The 16,090-nt window shown below is 60.8% G+C and carries 14 protein-coding genes; 4 read left to right on the top strand and 10 right to left on the bottom strand.

All coding sequences use genetic code 11. From position 1 onward, the window contains the following. Positions 1-105: 105 nt before the first annotated feature. The 9 genes from M2401_RS12275 to M2401_RS12235 form a co-directional block, all read right to left on the bottom strand. The gene (locus M2401_RS12275) at positions 106-876 is read right to left on the bottom strand and encodes a 3-hydroxybutyrate dehydrogenase (protein ID WP_259103007.1); all 771 of its coding nucleotides are present in this window, start codon (positions 874-876) and stop codon (positions 106-108) included. Between the two features lie 10 nt (positions 877-886). Beyond that, positions 887-2,278 (bottom strand): GntP family permease, encoded by a 1,392-nt coding sequence (locus tag M2401_RS12270; RefSeq protein ID WP_259103006.1) that lies wholly within the window; start codon positions 2,276-2,278, stop codon positions 887-889. A 307-nt stretch (positions 2,279-2,585) separates the two neighbouring features. Next, the gene (locus tag M2401_RS12265; protein ID WP_259103004.1) at positions 2,586-3,986 is read right to left on the bottom strand and encodes a sigma-54-dependent Fis family transcriptional regulator; all 1,401 of its coding nucleotides are present in this window, start codon (positions 3,984-3,986) and stop codon (positions 2,586-2,588) included. 36 nt (positions 3,987-4,022) lie between these two features. Beyond that, positions 4,023-5,615, bottom strand: coding sequence for an ABC transporter ATP-binding protein (locus M2401_RS12260; RefSeq protein ID WP_259102998.1), 1,593 nt, complete (start codon positions 5,613-5,615; stop codon positions 4,023-4,025). Positions 5,616-5,627: 12 nt separating this feature from the next. Further along, complete coding sequence (locus tag M2401_RS12255) at positions 5,628-6,650, bottom strand: ABC transporter permease (RefSeq protein WP_259102996.1); 1,023 nt, start codon at positions 6,648-6,650, stop codon at positions 5,628-5,630. Then, entirely contained in the window at positions 6,650-7,714 is a 1,065-nt protein-coding gene (locus tag M2401_RS12250; RefSeq protein WP_259102995.1) for a microcin C ABC transporter permease YejB, read from the bottom strand. The genes M2401_RS12255 and M2401_RS12250 overlap by 1 nt, the downstream gene beginning before the upstream one ends. Further along, positions 7,714-9,582, bottom strand: coding sequence for an extracellular solute-binding protein (locus M2401_RS12245; protein WP_259102993.1), 1,869 nt, complete (start codon positions 9,580-9,582; stop codon positions 7,714-7,716). Before M2401_RS12245 ends, M2401_RS12250 begins: the two co-directional genes overlap by 1 nt. 326 nt (positions 9,583-9,908) lie before the next feature. Beyond that, the gene (locus M2401_RS12240; protein WP_039758565.1) at positions 9,909-10,190 is read right to left on the bottom strand and encodes a peptidylprolyl isomerase; all 282 of its coding nucleotides are present in this window, start codon (positions 10,188-10,190) and stop codon (positions 9,909-9,911) included. A gap of 75 nt (positions 10,191-10,265) precedes the next feature. After that, positions 10,266-11,351, bottom strand: coding sequence for a 3-deoxy-7-phosphoheptulonate synthase (locus M2401_RS12235; RefSeq protein WP_259102992.1), 1,086 nt, complete (start codon positions 11,349-11,351; stop codon positions 10,266-10,268). Between the two features lie 580 nt (positions 11,352-11,931). On the opposite strand from M2401_RS12235, the gene M2401_RS12230 reads away from it, so the two are divergent. Further along, positions 11,932-12,750 carry a carbon-nitrogen hydrolase family protein gene (locus tag M2401_RS12230; RefSeq protein ID WP_259102991.1) on the top strand — a complete coding sequence of 273 codons (819 nt, stop codon included), beginning with the start codon at positions 11,932-11,934 and terminating at the stop codon, positions 12,748-12,750. Between the two features lie 19 nt (positions 12,751-12,769). On the opposite strand, the gene M2401_RS12225 is transcribed toward M2401_RS12230, so the two are convergent. Then, the gene (locus M2401_RS12225) at positions 12,770-12,994 is read right to left on the bottom strand and encodes a DNA-binding protein (protein ID WP_259102990.1); all 225 of its coding nucleotides are present in this window, start codon (positions 12,992-12,994) and stop codon (positions 12,770-12,772) included. A gap of 82 nt (positions 12,995-13,076) precedes the next feature. Between M2401_RS12225 and M2401_RS12220 the strand changes: the two genes are divergently transcribed. The 3 genes from M2401_RS12220 (at position 13,077) to uvrC (ending at position 16,086) form a co-directional block, all read left to right on the top strand. Continuing rightward, complete coding sequence (locus M2401_RS12220; protein ID WP_259102989.1) at positions 13,077-13,442, top strand: helix-turn-helix domain-containing protein; 366 nt, start codon at positions 13,077-13,079, stop codon at positions 13,440-13,442. A gap of 174 nt (positions 13,443-13,616) precedes the next feature. Continuing rightward, positions 13,617-14,261, top strand: coding sequence for a UvrY/SirA/GacA family response regulator transcription factor (gene uvrY / locus M2401_RS12215; protein WP_259102986.1), 645 nt, complete (start codon positions 13,617-13,619; stop codon positions 14,259-14,261). A 1-nt stretch (position 14,262) separates the two neighbouring features. Further along, positions 14,263-16,086, top strand: coding sequence for an excinuclease ABC subunit UvrC (uvrC, locus tag M2401_RS12210; protein WP_259103297.1), 1,824 nt, complete (start codon positions 14,263-14,265; stop codon positions 16,084-16,086). Positions 16,087-16,090 lie beyond the last annotated feature (4 nt).

The following is a 16,090-nucleotide window of genomic DNA, read 5'->3' as shown; positions in this document are numbered from 1 at the left end:
GGGAGCGAATTCATTCGCGAAGAGGTCTGCACTCCCGACACATTTTTAGCGTCTGAGCCATCGCTTTCGCGGATGAATCCGCTCCCACAAAGGGCGCGTGTAGCGTCATCGCGCCAACCACCCCCCATCCACATTCCACGCCGCGCCGCGTACCTGGCTGCCGGCTTCGCTGGCCAGAAACAGCACCAGTTCGCCCAGCTGCGAAGGCGTAACAAACTCCAGTGACGGTTGCTTCTCGGCCAACAATTCATTTTTCGCCTGTTCCAGATCCCCCGTGGCCGCGCCCCGGGCGTCGATCTGTTGCTGCACCAGCGGGGTCAGCACCCAGCCGGGGCAGATGGCGTTGCAAGTAATGGGCGTAGTTGCGGTTTCCAGGCCGACTACTTTGGTCAAGCCGATGACCCCGTGCTTGGCCGCGACATAGGCGGCCTTACCCGTAGAGCCCACGAGGCCGTGCACCGAGGCAATATTGATGATCCGTCCCCAGTTCTTGCTGCGCATGCCGGGCAGGCAAAGACGCGTGCTGTGGAACACCGAGGACAGATTGATCGCGATGATCGAATCCCAGCGCTCCACGGGGAAGTCCTCGACCGCGTCGACATGCTGGATACCGGCGTTATTGACCAGAATATCCACGCCGCCGAACTCGCTTTCGGCGTAGGCGATCATCTCGGCAATCTGCTCGGCCTTGCTGACATCCGCCGCGTGATGACCGGCCTTGACGCCGAAGGCCTGCACTTGCGCCAGTGCGGCCGAAGCATCGCCAAAGCCGTTGAGAATCAGGTTGGCGCCGGCCTTGGCCAGGCTCAGGGCAATGCCCAGGCCGATGCCGCTGGTGGAGCCGGTAACCAGTGCGGTTTTGCCGTGCAGACTCATATGCAATTCCTCAAACAATGCCGGTGGCGTAGAAGGTGCCGATGACCACGAAAACGGCCAGGGTCTTGATGATGGTGATGCTGAAAATGTCGCGATAAGCCTCGCGGTGGGTCAGGCCGGTGACGGCCAGCAGGGTGATCACCGCGCCGTTGTGCGGCAGGGTGTCCATGCCGCCGCTGGCCATGGCGGCGACCCGGTGCAGCACTTCCATGGGGATATTGGCCGCGTGGGCGGCGCTGATGAAACTGTCGGACATGGCCGCCAAGGCGATGCTCATGCCGCCGGAAGCGGAACCGGTGATCCCGGCCAGCAAGGTGACGGTGATTGCTTCGTTGACCAGCGGGTTGGGAATGCTTTTCAGCGCATCGGCCAGTACCAGAAAGCCCGGCAGCGAGGCGATGACCGCGCCGAAACCGTATTCCGAGGCGGTATTCATCGCCGCCAGCAGTGCACCGCCGACCGCGCTCTTGGTGCCCTCGGCAAGCTTGCTGCGGATCGCCGAGAAGCCGAAGGCCAGCACCATCAGTATCCCCACCAGCAACGCTGCTTCCACGGCCCAGATCGCCGTGACCTTGCCGACCTCGGTCTGAATCGGCGCTGCCATGCCTGGCAGGGCCAGGGTGTGGGTCTTGCCGTACCACTGGGGAATCCACTGGGTGAACAACAGGTTCATTACCCCGACCAGTACCAGCGGCGACAGCGCTATCCACGGGTTGGGCAGCTTAATGTCTTCAGCGGTTTCCGGCTCGTTGCGCAGCTCGGTGCCATAGCCTTCGCCGGCGCGCTGGGCCTTGTTGCGCTGACGCTGCAGGTACAGCAAGCCGGCACAGACCACGAACAGCGTGCCGATCAGGCCCAGCCAGGGCGCGGCCCAGGCCGTGGTGTTGAAGAAGGTGGTGGGGATGATGTTCTGGATCTGCGGGGTGCCGGGCAGGGCGTCCATGGTGAAGGAAAATGCGCCCAGGGCGATGGTCGCCGGGATCAGGCGCTTGGGGATATCGCTCTGACGGAACATCTCGGCAGCAAAGGGGTAGACCGCAAAGACCACGACAAACAGCGACACGCCGCCGTAGGTCAGCAACGCACAGACCAGCACGATCACCAGCATTGCCTGGCGAGTGCCGAGCAGGCGGATGGCCGCAGCAACGATGGAGCGAGAAAAGCCGGAAAGCTCGATCAGCTTGCCGAACACGGCGCCGAGCAGGAACACAGGAAAGTACAGCTTGATGAAACCGACCATCTTGTCCATGAACACCCCGGTGAACGCGGGAGCGACAGCGCCCGGATCGGTCAACAGGACCGCGCCGAGAGCGGCGATGGGGGCAAACAGGATGACGCTGTAACCACGGTAGGCCGCCAACATGAGCAGGGCCAGGGCTGCCAGGGCGATGATGACACTCATCGGGGGTATCTCCAGTGTTGTTATTGTTTTTTGGTCGCGGGTAGACCGCACACTGGGTATAGCGGGTTTTGTGCCAAGTTGTTAACTGATTGATCTTTAAGGAAATATTGTTCCTTGCTAAAAAGCCTTTCTCAAAATAGAGACTTGCACGAGCCCTGTGGGAGCGTGGCTTGCCCGCGAAGGGTGGATCAGGCTCCAAAAATCAAGAGGATGTACCAATGTCTTCGCGGGCAAGCCTCGCTCCCACAATTACGGGAAGCCAAAGAAGCACTGTCTCAACTTGTAGAATTGAGTCTCTTTATTGAGACTAGGCCATCCCCAGCGCCGCCATCTTCTTGTACAACGTCGAGCGGCCCAGCCCGAGCTGGCTGGCGGCCTGGCCGACATTTCCCGCGCATTGCAGCAAGGTGGTCTCGATCAATTGCCGATCGAAGCGTTGCCGGGCCTGGCTGAAGGTTTCGAAGCTCTGCGGTATGGCTTGCTCCGGCGATGCCGCCAGCGGGCTCAGGTGGCCGATCGCGGTGCGGATGGCGCGCACATCGAGTATCGGCTCATCGCTGAGCAGCGCGGCCCGTTCCAGAACATTGCGCAATTCGCGGATATTGCCAGGCCAGGCATGCTGCGCCAGCAGGGCCAGGGCGGCGGGATGCAGCTCATGCTGGCTGCGCAGTTCTTCGAGAATGGCTTCGCTGAGGGCGGGCAAATCCTCCAGGCGTTCGCGCAGGGGCGGCACCTGGATTGGCAGGACGCTCAAGCGGTAATACAGGTCGGCTCGGAACGCACCGCGCTTGATGGCTGCTTCCAGATCAATGGAGGTGGCGGCGATCACCCGTATATCGCTCTGTACCAGTTCATTGGAGCCTACGGCCTCGTATTCCTTTTCCTGCAAGACCCGCAGCAACTTGCTTTGCAGGGGCAGGGGCATGTCGCCGATTTCGTCGAGGAACAACGTACCGCCCTGGGCCAGTTGCAGTTTGCCTGGCTTGGCCTTGCGCTCGGCACCGGTAAAGGCGCCGGGGGCAGTGCCGAAGAACTCAGCCTCAAGCAGCGCTTCCGGGATGGCCGCGCTGTTGATGCTGACAAACGCCCTGTGCGCACGGGGCGAGGCGCTGTGGATAGCGTGGGCGAGCAGTTCCTTGCCGGTGCCGGTTTCGCCGAGCAGCAACACTGGCGACTCGGCACTGGCGCTGCGGCGGGCCCGACGCTTGACCTCCAGGCTGGCAGCACTGGTACCGATAAAGTGCGCAAAGCTGTACTTGGCCTGGCGGGCACGCAGCAGGGAACGGGTCGAGGCCAGTTCCTGTTGCATGCTCTGGAAGCGCTTGAGTAGCGGTGACAGCGCGTGCAGCTCATCGAACAGGGCAAAGCCGATGGCACCGATCACCGCGCCGGCAGCGTCCTGGATCGGCAGACGCATGACCACCAGCGGGTCCTTGGCGGTGTCCATCATGTCCAGCAGGATCGGTCGGCCTTCGTTCACCACCTGACGCAGCAGGCTGCCGGGAATGACCTTTTCACAGGGCTGGCCCACCGCCAGAGAAGCGTCTTGCAGGCCGAAACGCCGGGCATAGCGCTCGTTGATCCAGACAATCCGTGCGTCTTTATCGACGATGACCGTGCCTTCGCTGGATTGCTCGATGATCTCGAACAATGAACGTATCGCCAGCTGCCGTACCCGGCGATAGTCCTTGAGGTTGTCGTCGTTCATAAGGTCTTCCGTTACCTGGCGTCAGGTCCCCCGGGGCTAGTTGAAACCCGGATGCGCGGCGGCCAGCAGCTCCTTGGTGTAGGGGTGTTGCGGTGAGTCGAAGACGTCGTGACTGGCACCGCGTTCAACCACTTTACCGTCCTTGACCACGATCAGGTCGTGGGCCAGGGCGCGGACTACCGCCAGGTCATGGCTGATAAACAGGTACGTCAGGCCGTGCTTTTCCTGAAGCTGGCGCAAAAGCGCTACGACTTGCTTCTGTACGGTGCGATCCAGGGCCGAGGTCGGCTCGTCCAGCAGGATCAGCGCCGGTTTGAGCACCAGGGCACGGGCAATGGCAATCCGCTGGCGCTGGCCCCCGGAGAATTCATGGGGATAACGGTGACGGCTTTGCGGGTCGATGCCGACCTCCTCGAGAACGCGAATCACCTCGATCTCGCACTGCCCCGGTGTCAGCTGGCTATGGACTTCCAGACCTTCGCTGATGATTTGCGCCACGGACATGCGTGGGCTGAGGCTGCCGTAAGGGTCCTGAAACACCACTTGCATCTGCTTGCGCCAGGGCCGCATCTGCTTCTGGTTGAGGCAGTCCAGAGGCTGACCCTGAAAGCGAATACTGCCACGCGAGGCCAGCAGGCGCAGGATTGCCTGACCAAGTGTCGATTTACCGGAGCCGGATTCGCCGACGATGCCCAGGGTTTTGCCGCGTTCGATGCTCAGGCTGATGTCGTCGACGGCCTTGAGGTATTCCTTGTGCCGCCGCAGGATGCCGCCGCCCAGGGAGAACCAGACCCGCAGATTGTCCACTTCCAGAACCTTCTCGCGGCTGTCCCGTGGCAGCGGTTCGCCCGCCGGTTCGGCGTCCAGCAACAGGCGGCTGTAGGGGTGTTGCGGCTGCTTGAAGAGCAGATGGCAATTGGATTGCTCGACGATTTCCCCGGCGCGCATCACGCAGACCCGCTGCGCCACGCTGTGCACCAGGTTGAGGTCATGGCTGATGAGCAGCAGGGACATGTTAAGGCGCTGTTGCAGTTCCTTGAGCAGCAGCAGGATCTTGCGCTGCACGGTGACGTCCAGGGCCGTGGTCGGCTCATCGGCGATCAACAGTTCAGGCTCGCAGGCCAGGGCCATGGCGATCATCACCCGTTGCCGCTGGCCGCCGGACAGCTCGTGAGGGTAAGCCTTGAGACGTTTCTGCGGATGCTGGATGCCCACCAGTTCGAGCAGCTCGATGATACGCTTTTGCGCTGCCTTGCCGCTCAGGCCACGGTGCAGCAGCAGGGTTTCGCCGATCTGCTTGGACACCGTATGCAGCGGGTTCAGGGAAGTCATCGGCTCCTGAAAGATCATTGCTATGCGGTTGCCACGCAACTCACGGAGGGTCCGGGCGTCGGCTCCCAGAAGTTGTTGGTCGCGATAGCGGATGCTGCCGGTGCTGACGGTGCCGTTCTGGGGCAGCAGTTGCAGGATCGAATGGGCAGTCACCGACTTGCCGGAGCCGGACTCGCCAACCAGGGCCAGGCACTCGCCGGCGCGGATGTCCAGACATAGGTCCTTGACCACGGTCTGCCCGCTGAAGGCGACGCTGAGGTTGCGGATCTCGATCAGGTTTTCTGCGTTTTCGTTCATGTCGTCCGACATTCAGGACCTCGGATCAAAGGCGTCACGGAGCGCCTCGCCAATGAAAACCAGCAGCGACAGGATCAGCGCCAGGGTGAAGAACGCGGTCAGGCCCAGCCAGGGCGCCTGCAGGTTCTGTTTACCCTGGCCGATCAATTCGCCCAGGGACGCGCTGCCCGCAGGCATGCCGAAGCCAAGGAAATCCAGGGCGGTGAGGGTGGAAATGGCGCCGGTAAGGATAAACGGCAGGTAGCTCAGGGTCGCGTTCATGGCGTTGGGCAGGATGTGCCGCAGGATCACCTTGCGGTCATCCAGGCCCAGGGCCCGGGCAGCCTTGACGTATTCCAGGTTGCGGCCACGGAGGAACTCGGCGCGTACCACGTCGACCAGAGCCAGCCAGGAGAACAGCGCCATGATGCCCAGCAGCCACCAGAAGTTCGGTTCGACGAAGCCCGATAGAATGATCAGCAGGTAGAGCACCGGCAATCCGGACCAGACCTCCAGCAAACGTTGGCCTATCAGGTCGACCCAGCCACCGTAATAACCTTGCAGAGCCCCGGCGGCGATACCGATCAGGGCGCTGATTGCGGTCAGGGCCAGGGCGAACAGGATCGACACCCGCGCGCCGAAGATCACCCGGGCCAGCACGTCGCGGGCCTGATCGTCGGTGCCAAGCCAGTTGGTGGTGGTGGGCGGGCTTGGCGCCGGGCCGGAGAGGTCGTAGTTGGGCGTGTCGTCACTGAATGGAATCGGCGGGAACAGCATCCAGCCGCCGTCCTTGGTGATCAATTGGTGCACGTAGTCGCTGCGGTAGTCGGGCTGAAAGGGCAGTTGGCCGCCGAATTCCTGCTCGGTGTAGCGCTTGAGCGCCGGGAAGTACAGGGAGCCGTGGTAACTCACCACCAGGGGCTTGTCATTGGCGATCAACTCACCGCCCAGGCTCAGTACAAACAGGATGCAGAACAGCCACAGCGACCACCAGCCACGGCGGTTATTGCGAAAGCGTTCGAAGCGGCGACGGGCCAGCGGAGACAATTCGGACATCAGGCGTTCCTCGCGCTGAAGTCGATTCGCGGGTCGACCAGGGTGTAACAGATATCGCCCACCAGTTTTATCAGCAGGCCGAACAGAGTGAAGATAAACAGCGAACCGAACACCACGGGATAATCCCGGGAAACGGCGGCTTCGTAGCTCATGCGGCCAAGTCCATCGAGGGAAAAAATCACTTCGATCAGCAGCGAACCGGCGAAGAACACGCTGATAAAGGCCTGGGGAATCCCGGAAACCACCAGCAACATGGCGTTGCGGAACACATGGCCATACAGCACCCGGCGCTCGGTCATGCCCTTTGCTCGAGCGGTGACGACGTACTGGCGGGTGATTTCATTGAGAAAGGAGTTCTTGGTCAGGATGGTCAGGGTGGCGAAACCACCGATCACCAGGGCCGAAACTGGCAGCACCAGATGCCAGAAATAGTCGGCGACCTTGCCGGTGGTGGACAGGGTGTCGAAGTTTTCCGAGACCAGCCCGCGCACCGGAAACCAGTTCAGCCAAGTGCCACCGGCAAAGACCACGATCAGCAGCATGGCGAACAGGAAGGCGGGCATGGCGTAGCCGATGATGATTGCCGTGCTGCTCCAGATATCGAAATGGCTGCCGTGCTTGACCGCCTTGCGGATCCCCAGCGGGATCGACACAAGATAAGTGAGCAGGGTGGCCCATAGCCCGAGGGAGATGGACACTGGCATTTTCTGCTTGATCAGGTCAGTGACCTTGGCGCCGCGAAAGAAGCTGTTACCGAAATCCAGTTGCGCATAGTTCTTCAACATCAGCCACAGACGTTCGTGCAGGGGCTTGTCGAAGCCGTACTGGTGCTCGATTTCCTTGATCAGCTTGGGGTCCAGGCCTCGGGAGGCGCGGGACTGGGTGTTCACGGACTCGGCCGGTGCGGCGCCGGGGGCCATGGTCCCGCCAATCCCTTGCATACGGGCAATGGCCTGCTCCACCGGGCCGCCAGGTGCAGCCTGGACGATAAAGAAGTTGACCAGCAGGATCGCCAGCAGGGTAGGGATGATCAGCAGCAGCCTGCGCAATAGATAACCGAGCATCACTGCATCTCCGAAACAAGGGCCGAAGCGCCGCGCCTGGCGGCGAACTCTTCATTGGTCAGCGGGGTCGGGCTGACCTCCCACCAGGTGTCGATGGCCTCGCCATTGGCGGCCTGGATCTTCGGAATGCCGAATCGGTTCCACCACACGGTCGAGGAGCCGGGCGGGTAGTAGTTGGGAATCCAGTAGTAGCCCCATTGCAGCACGCGATCCAGACAATGGGCGTAGTTGACCATCTCGTTCTTGTTGTCGGCCTTGACCAGACCGCTGATCAGGCTGTCCACGGCCGGGTCCTGCAAGACCATGTAGTTGCTGGAGCCGGGGTCGCGGGCGACTTTCGAGCCAAAATTATTGAACAGCTCGGAACCGGGGGAGGACGACACCGAGTAGCCGGTGACGATCATGTCGTAGTCCCGGGCCATGACCCGGTTGAGGTATTGCGCGGCGTCGATGCGGCGAATGTCGAAATGGATGCCGATCTGCGCCAGGGTGCGTTTGTATGGCAGCAACAGGCGCTCGAAGCCGGCCTGACCGTTGAGGAAGGTAAAGCTCAGTGCTTCGCCTTTGTCGTTGACCAGTTCATCGCCCTTGGGCATCCAGCCGGCTTCTTCCAGCAGGCCCAAGGCTTGCAACTGTTTGCCGCGAATCAGGCCGCTGCCATCGGTCTTGGAAATATGGAACACCTTGGTGAACACCTCGGGCGGCACGCTGCCACGCAGGGGCTCGAGGATCGCCAGTTCGGCGGGAGTCGGCAGTTCGCTGGCCGCCAGTGGCGAGTTGGAGAAGTAGCTGTTCTGGCGGATGTACATATTGCGCATCATCTGCCGATTGGTCCATTCGAAGTCCCAGAGCAGGGACAGCGCCTCGCGCACGCGACGGTCCTGAAACATTGGACGATCGAGGTTGAACACGAAGCCCTGGGAGCTTTGCACCGCGCCCTTGGCCAGGTGGGCTTTCTGCAGCTTGCCTTCACTCAGGGCCGGGCCGTCGTAGCGAATCGAATAGCCGGTGGCCGAATATTCGCGGTTGTAGTCGTAGGCGCCGCCCTTGAGCAATTGGCGGGCGACGTCGGTATCGCCGAAGTACTCGACGCTGAATTCGTTGAAGTTATAAAAGCCGCGGTTGACCGGCAGGTCCTTGCCCCACCAGTCCGGGTCGCGGGCAAAGGTGATGGTGCGGCCGGGATCGACCTTGACCACCTTGTACGGGCCGCTGCCCAGGGGAATCTCGAATCCGCCACCGCCGGCAAAGTCACGGGTTTTCCACCAGTGCTCAGGGAATACCGGCAAGGACGCCAGGTCCAGGGGCAGGGTGCGGTTCTCGCTGCTCTTGAAATCAAAGCGGATCTGCGAAGGCGATTCGACTTCGACGTTCTTCACTGCCTCGAACTCGGTGCGGTACTGCATGCTGCCCTGGGTCATCAGCAGATCGTAGGTGTAGCGCACGTCTTCGGCGGTGATGGGCGTACCATCGGCAAAGCGCGCCTTGGGATTGATATAGAAGCGCAGGGACAGGCCATCGGCACCGCGTTCCATTTTCTCGGCGACCAGGCCGTAGACCGTGTAAGGCTCATCAAGGGAGCGCACGGCCAGGGGGGAATAGACCATGCCGCTGATCTGGGCCACGCCCGTGCCTTTGTCGGTATAGGGCATCAGGTGGTCGAACTGACCGATTTCCTGTGCCGAACGACGCATCGTGCCGCCTTTTGGCGCATCGGGGTTCACGTAATCGAAGTGCTTGAAGTCCGCCGGGTAGCGTGGCGCTTCACCGTAGACGGTCAGGGCATGTTGCGGGGCGGCAGACAAGGATTGAAAAGCCGAAGCCAGAGTCAGTGTTACAGCGATCAGCGATGAAAAAACAAAACGCATTACTCGAATCCTGACTGATAGCCGTACGCGGGTATCAGGGGTATGGGGCCAATAAAGAAACGCTTTGCGACTGCCAATGTCTGGTTGTCATTACCTGTGCTGCCAAGGTACCGGAAGCTGGGTACATTTGTAACCGCATGCTGCGTGTGGATGATGGAGCATCAAGATGGCAGGGTCCTGGCAGTAGCACAAACAGCGAATTGGGCAATTCTCAGCAATTTGCTTGCCTGAATCGCCCCTGACCCGCAAATACTGCCGCGCAAATGCAAACGGCCCGCCTGAAGGCGAGCCGTTTTGTGGGTGTTTCACTGTTGCCAGGCTGTGAATCAGTCCTGACGGCTGGTCACTTCCAGCAGGTGATAACCGAACTGGGTCTTGACCGGGCCTTGCACGACGTTGATCGGCGCGCTGAAGACCACGGTGTCAAATTCCTTGACCATCTGGCCTGGACCGAAAGAGCCCAGATCGCCGCCCTGACGGCTGGACGGGCAGCTGGAGTTTGCCTTGGCAACCTCGGCAAAATCAGCGCCGCCTTCGATCTGAGCCTTGAGCTCGTTGCACTTGTCTTCCGAGGAAACGAGGATGTGGCGGGCAGTGGCTTTAGCCATGGGAAAATCTCCTTATCAAAAAAAAGAAACAGCCTACCGGATAAGGGCAGGCTTTTCCTGTTTTAAGTGCATGGATTACCTGTAGCGCAGCTTGTCCACGGCCTGGCGCAGCAGCTGTTCCGTGCCTTCCCAGCCCAGGCAACCATCGGTCACCGAAACGCCGTATTGCAGGGAATTGCTCAATGGCTGGCAGCCTTCGAACAGATGGCTTTCCAGCATCATGCCGATCAACGAGTTGTCACCTTCAAGACGCTGGGCCAGCACTTCATTGAAAACATGTGGCTGGCGCAGCGGGTCTTTGCCGCTGTTGGCGTGGCTGCAGTCGACCATGATCCGCGAGGCGATGCGGTGCTTTTCCAGCCCGGCACGCACCTGGGCAACGCTCTGGCGGTCGTAGTTCGGGCCGCTGTGGCCGCCGCGCAGGACAATATGGGTGTCCGGGTTACCCGCCGTTTCGATGATCGCCGGATGCCCCTGGCGGTCGACGCCGAAATGCCGGTGCGGGTGAGCCGCCGAGCGCATGGCGTCACTGGCCACGCTGACGCCGCCGTCGGTGCCGTTCTTGAAGCCGACCGGCATGGCCAGGCCGCTGGCCATTTCCCGGTGGATCTGCGATTCGGTGGTGCGGGCGCCGATGGCGACCCAACTGAGCAGGTCATCGAAGTAGCCGGCCGCCATGGGTTGCAGCAGTTCAGTGGCAATCGGCAGGCCGCGACGGAGCATTTCGCGCATCAATTGGCGGGACAGGGTCAGGCCGCCGACCATGTCATCGCTGCCATCGAGCTGTGGATCGTAAGCCAAGCCTTTCCAGCCTACGGTGGTGCGGGGTTTTTCAATGTAGGCGCGCATGACCAGAAGCATCTGGTCGCTGACTTCGGCGGCCAGTTCGGCCAGGCGGTCGGCGTACTCAAGGGCTGATTGCGGGTCATGGATGGAGCAGGGGCCGACGACGACCAACAGACGGGAGTCTTCTCCGTTGAGGATGGCGCGTACGGCGCGGCGATGGGCGGCGACTTGCTCGCTCAGGGCGGCGTCCAGGGGTAACTGGGTCTTGAGTTGCAAGGTGCTGGGCAGGCGCTGCGGGGCCGGCAGGCTGTCGAGCAGGGTGACGTTATGCGCGGTCAGATCGGACGATGGTTTTACGGCGACGGACGAATTCATGTTCTGGCTTCCTGGGCTGGCGGGTGCTTCCCGCTCAGGCCCTACTGGGGTGTTCGACAATTGGCCACATTGGCTGTAAGTGAGTTGCCACCTGGCAGTGACCGATCGGAGGCGGCTGGCTGTCCCGAACGGAGGTTGCTAAATCGCCAGGCGTAGCTGATGTCGTTGCGGTAATAAGTGGCGTAGTTCATGTCGTGTTCCTCGATTCGATTCAGTTCAATGCGTTTTTCGGGAGCCTGAAAAAACAAAACCCCCGGTCGGGTAGCCGACCGGGGGTAGAGATTTTCTCTGGTTGGCGTCCCCTTGGTTATGGGCGCCGTTTCAGGTATCAGGCGCGCCAGTGGCTAAACCAATACCCAAAATAAAAGCTGGTAACAGGAGCGGGTTGCGCAGTTTTCCAGGCAGCCGCCACGACCGAACGCTGAGCGTCGGCAGGGTGAAGCAGCTGTGATGGGAGTGTGTGCAACATCATGTGTCTCCGTTGAATGGCGCTGAGCTTACTTCAGGCCGATGCCTTGATTCAATTGGAAATTTCAATCGTCTCGATTGAGTCGGGGCGACTGGGGGCTGGCACGAGTCGATGTTCGTCCTTAACATCGTCGCTTCGGTCAGTGCCCTGGAGCTTGCAGTGTTTTCCTCTGAAAAAAACGCAGCCTTGAAAATTGCCGCTGCGCAATCCACCTCCATTGCCGGTGATATCCAGGCGAATGTACAACGTCATCTGCAGTTCATGCAGACGGCTATCGATGAGGGCGTGCAATTCCTGGTGTTTCCGGAGTTGTCATTGAGTGGCTACGAAGCGTCCCTGGCCCGGGAAGTAGCCATCGACAGCGACGATGCGCGTCTGCTTCCGTTACGTGAACTGGCGGCGCAAAGCGGCATGGTCACGGTGGTGGGCGCGCCGCTGAATACTGCCGATGGCGGGATTCTGATCGGCGCCTTGATCATTGATGGCGCAGGCCATGTCAGCATCTATAGCAAGCAACATCTGCATTCTGGCGAAGAGCTGACGTTTACGCCGGGGCAGGGTGGGCCGCTGTTGACCCTGGGTGACGAGCGCCTGGCCATGGCCGTGTGTGCCGATTTCAGCCAGGCGGAGCACCCACGACAGGCTGCGGCCTGCGGGGCGAACTTCTATATGGCCAGTGTGTTGATCAGCGAAGGCGGTTATGCCACCGATAGCCGGATCCTGCGCGGTTATGCCGCAGAGCACGGCATGGCGGTGTTGATGGCCAACCATGGCGGGGCCACGGGCGGCTGGCAGTCGGCGGGGCGTAGCGCCTTCTGGGCACAGGATGGCGCGCTGGTGGGAGCGGCGAAGGGGGCGGGTGATCTGTTGCTGCTCGTCGAGCGCGATGCCCGGGGCTGGTCTGCGCGCACGGTCAACCTGGCCGATTAAGACCGATCGGGTCGGGGCGTTATTGCTCCGGCTCAACGGGTGTTTCGCCGGGGATGATGCCGATTTTCATTCCCAGCAGCACCGCTACTTTATGGGCTTCGCCGCGACGGCCTTTCTTGCGCCCGGACAGCACCTGGTAGGTGGTGGCAGGGTCAATTTTGTTTTCCCGCGCAAACTCTTGAACAGATTTCCCCTGTTGTTCGAGCCAGGCCTTGGCTTGTGCAGCGGTACGTATTCCGGGCATAGTTCAAAACCGTTCAAATCAGTTTAGCTTCGTCTCAATTCTAACATTCGTAAGGATTGGGTCAACAGGATTACGCATTCAAATGAGTGGAATCGGTTTTCGATTAAGACAGGAAAGAGAGCGCCTGGGTTTGTCTCAGAAAGCATTCGGCGAAATCGGCGGTGTCGAGGCAAATGCTCAGGGCAAATATGAAAACGGCGGTCGCGCGCCAAAGGCCGACTATCTGGCCGCCGTCGCAGCCCAGGGAGTGGACGTATTATTCGTGATTACAGGGGTCAGAACCCCTACCTCGGTGGATAACCTCAGCGCTGTCGAAGAAAAGGTGCTGGGCAGCTATCGCAGTCTTGGCCAGGAGGACCAGGACGCCATTCGGCGCCTGACCGTTACCATGGCCGAGCTTTCAGGCTCATATGCAGTGAAGGGCAGGCAGAAAACGGAAAGCAGCTGAGTGCGGAAACGCCTGTCTGTAAAAAGATTTTTCGGCAACACGAAGCAATGGTGATAGCGTGCCCACAGCGCTTTTGAAAATCGCTGTGTTCCGGATCCGGTCAGGTGCTAGGTCTGGCTCATCGTTTTTGCTAAGGTGATTGGCATTTGTATGACTGTTTCGTGAGGTATCTGCTTGATTAAGGTGCTGGTTGTCGACGATCACGATCTTGTTCGGACGGGCATCACGCGCATGCTCGCCGATATCGACGGCTTGCAGGTTGTGGGTCAGGCCGAGTCGGGTGAGGAGTCGTTGAAGAAGGCTCGGGAGCTCAAGCCCGACGTGGTCCTGATGGACGTCAAGATGCCCGGTATCGGCGGCCTCGAAGCTACCCGTAAACTGATGCGCAGCCACCCCGATATGAAGGTGGTGGCTGTGACTGTCTGCGAGGAAGATCCGTTTCCGACCCGGCTGCTGCAGGCCGGAGCGGCAGGCTATATGACCAAGGGTGCAGGGCTGGCCGAGATGGTCCAGGCGATTCGCCTGGTATTTGCCGGCCAGCGCTATATCAGCCCGCAGATTGCCCAGCAACTGGCGCTCAAGTCCTTTCAGCCACAGGTCAATAACTCGCCGTTCGATCTGCTCTCCGAGCGGGAAATCCAGATTGCCCTGATGATCGTCGGCTGCCAGAAGGTCCAGTCGATCTCTGACAAGTTATGTCTTTCACCCAAGACCGTGAATACCTACCGCTACCGCATTTTCGAAAAGCTCTCGATCGGCAGCGATGTCGAGCTGGCTTTGTTGGCAGTACGTCACGGCATGGTCGATGCCAGCGCCTGAAATGATGACAGCGTTCGATCCAAGTGCCTTTCTCTCTACCTGCAGCGGCCGCCCCGGCGTTTATCGGATGTTCGATGCCGAGGAAAAACTGCTGTACGTGGGCAAGGCCAAAGACCTCAAGAAGCGTCTGGCCAGCTACTTTCGCAAGACCGGCCATGCGCCCAAGACCAGCGCCCTGGTCGCGCGCATCGCGCAGATAGAAACCACCATCACGGCCAACGAAACCGAAGCCCTGCTGCTCGAACAGACCCTGATCAAGGAATGGCGGCCGCCGTATAACATTCTGCTGCGTGACGATAAATCCTACCCTTACGTGTTTCTCTCCGATGGCGCCTTTCCCCGGCTGAGCATTCATCGCGGGGCCAAAAAGGCCAAGGGCCGGTATTTCGGGCCTTATCCGAGCGCCGGGGCGATTCGTGAGAGTCTCAGCCTGCTGCAGAAAACCTTTCTGGTTCGTCAGTGCGAAGACAGCTACTACAAGAACCGCACCCGACCTTGCCTGCAATACCAGATCAAGCGCTGCAAAGGGCCTTGTGTCGGCCTGGTCGAGCCCGAGGTGTACGCCGAGGATGTACGCCACTCGGTGATGTTTCTCGAAGGCCGCAGCAATGCCCTGACTGATGAACTCAATGCCGAAATGGAAAAGGCCGCTATGAGCCTGGACTTCGAGCACGCAGCCCAGGTACGCGACCAGATTTCGTTGCTGCGTCGGGTCCAGGACCAGCAAAGCATGGAAGGCGGTAGCGGCGACGTCGATGTGGTGGCGGCCTTCGTCAACCCCGGCGGCGCTTGTGTGCATCTGATCAGCGTGCGCGGCGGGCGAGTGCTGGGCAGCAAGAATTTCTTCCCCCAGGTGGGTATAGAGGAAGAGGTCGGCGAGGTCATGTCGGCGTTCCTGGCGCAGTACTTCCTCGGTGGTGTCGATCGCGAACTGCCCGGCGAAGTGATCGTTAACGTGGTTCACGACGACTTTCCGGCCCTGATCGAGGCCATTGAAGCTTCCCGTGGCAAGGACATGACCATCAGCCATCGGGTGCGTGGCACCCGGGCGCGCTGGCAGCAATTGGCGGTGACCAATGCCGAGCAGGCGCTGTCCGCCAGGCTGGCCAACCGCCTGCATGTGGCCGCGCGCTTTGAGGCCTTGGCCGACGTGCTCAACCTCGACGAGCCGCCGCTGCGCCTTGAGTGCTACGACATCAGTCATTCAAGTGGCGAGGCGACGGTGGCATCCTGCGTGGTTTTCGGCCCGGAAGGCCCGATCAAGGCTGATTACCGCCGTTACAACATCGAAGGCGTGACAGCAGGCGACGACTACGCCGCCATGCACCAGGCCTTGACCCGGCGCTTCAGTCGACTCAAGGCGGGCGAGGGCAAGTTGCCGGACATCCTGCTGGTGGACGGCGGCAAGGGCCAGTTGAATATGGCCCGGGATGTGTTGAACGAACTGGCGGTGCCTGACCTGATCCTGCTCGGTGTGGCCAAGGGCACGACGCGCAAGGCCGGCTTCGAAACGCTCTACCTTAATGACGCGGCCCATGAGTTCACCTTGCCGGGTGATTCACCGGCCCTGCACCTGATCCAGCAGATTCGCGACGAGGCGCACCGCTTCGCCATTACCGGCCACCGCGCCCGCCGCGGCAAGACCCGTCGCACCTCGACTCTCGAAGGCGTCGCCGGTGTCGGGCCGACCCGGCGCCGCGACCTGCTAAAGCACTTTGGCGGCTTGCAGGAGCTGTCCCGGGCCAGCATCGAGGAAATCGCCAAGGCGCCGGGCATCAGCAAGAAACTCGCCGAGTCGATCTACGCCAATCTGCATAGCGAATAACTCA

This window comes from Pseudomonas sp. JUb42, from assembly GCF_024807945.1.
Taxonomy (GTDB): domain Bacteria; phylum Pseudomonadota; class Gammaproteobacteria; order Pseudomonadales; family Pseudomonadaceae; genus Aquipseudomonas.
Note: the sequence above shows the minus strand (reverse complement) of the source record. Positions and strands in the feature narration are given on the sequence as shown.

What these genes read in the sequence shown, in the direction of transcription:
- M2401_RS12220 (WP_259102989.1), top strand. Translation starts at nt 13,077, where the DNA reads ATGAGTGGAATCGGTTTTCGATTAAGACAGGAAAGAGAGCGCCTGGGT.
- M2401_RS12230 (WP_259102991.1), top strand. Translation starts at nt 11,932, where the DNA reads ATGTTCGTCCTTAACATCGTCGCTTCGGTCAGTGCCCTGGAGCTTGCA.
- M2401_RS12250 (WP_259102995.1), bottom strand. Translation starts at nt 7,714, where the DNA reads ATGCTCGGTTATCTATTGCGCAGGCTGCTGCTGATCATCCCTACCCTG.
- M2401_RS12255 (WP_259102996.1), bottom strand. Translation starts at nt 6,650, where the DNA reads ATGTCCGAATTGTCTCCGCTGGCCCGTCGCCGCTTCGAACGCTTTCGC.
- M2401_RS12260 (WP_259102998.1), bottom strand. Translation starts at nt 5,615, where the DNA reads ATGAACGAAAACGCAGAAAACCTGATCGAGATCCGCAACCTCAGCGTC.
- M2401_RS12235 (WP_259102992.1), bottom strand. Translation starts at nt 11,351, where the DNA reads ATGAATTCGTCCGTCGCCGTAAAACCATCGTCCGATCTGACCGCGCAT.
- M2401_RS12225 (WP_259102990.1), bottom strand. Translation starts at nt 12,994, where the DNA reads ATGCCCGGAATACGTACCGCTGCACAAGCCAAGGCCTGGCTCGAACAA.
- M2401_RS12275 (WP_259103007.1), bottom strand. Translation starts at nt 876, where the DNA reads ATGAGTCTGCACGGCAAAACCGCACTGGTTACCGGCTCCACCAGCGGC.
- M2401_RS12245 (WP_259102993.1), bottom strand. Translation starts at nt 9,582, where the DNA reads ATGCGTTTTGTTTTTTCATCGCTGATCGCTGTAACACTGACTCTGGCT.
- M2401_RS12265 (WP_259103004.1), bottom strand. Translation starts at nt 3,986, where the DNA reads ATGAACGACGACAACCTCAAGGACTATCGCCGGGTACGGCAGCTGGCG.
- M2401_RS12270 (WP_259103006.1), bottom strand. Translation starts at nt 2,278, where the DNA reads ATGAGTGTCATCATCGCCCTGGCAGCCCTGGCCCTGCTCATGTTGGCG.
- M2401_RS12240 (WP_039758565.1), bottom strand. Translation starts at nt 10,190, where the DNA reads ATGGCTAAAGCCACTGCCCGCCACATCCTCGTTTCCTCGGAAGACAAG.
- uvrC (WP_259103297.1), top strand. Translation starts at nt 14,263, where the DNA reads ATGATGACAGCGTTCGATCCAAGTGCCTTTCTCTCTACCTGCAGCGGC.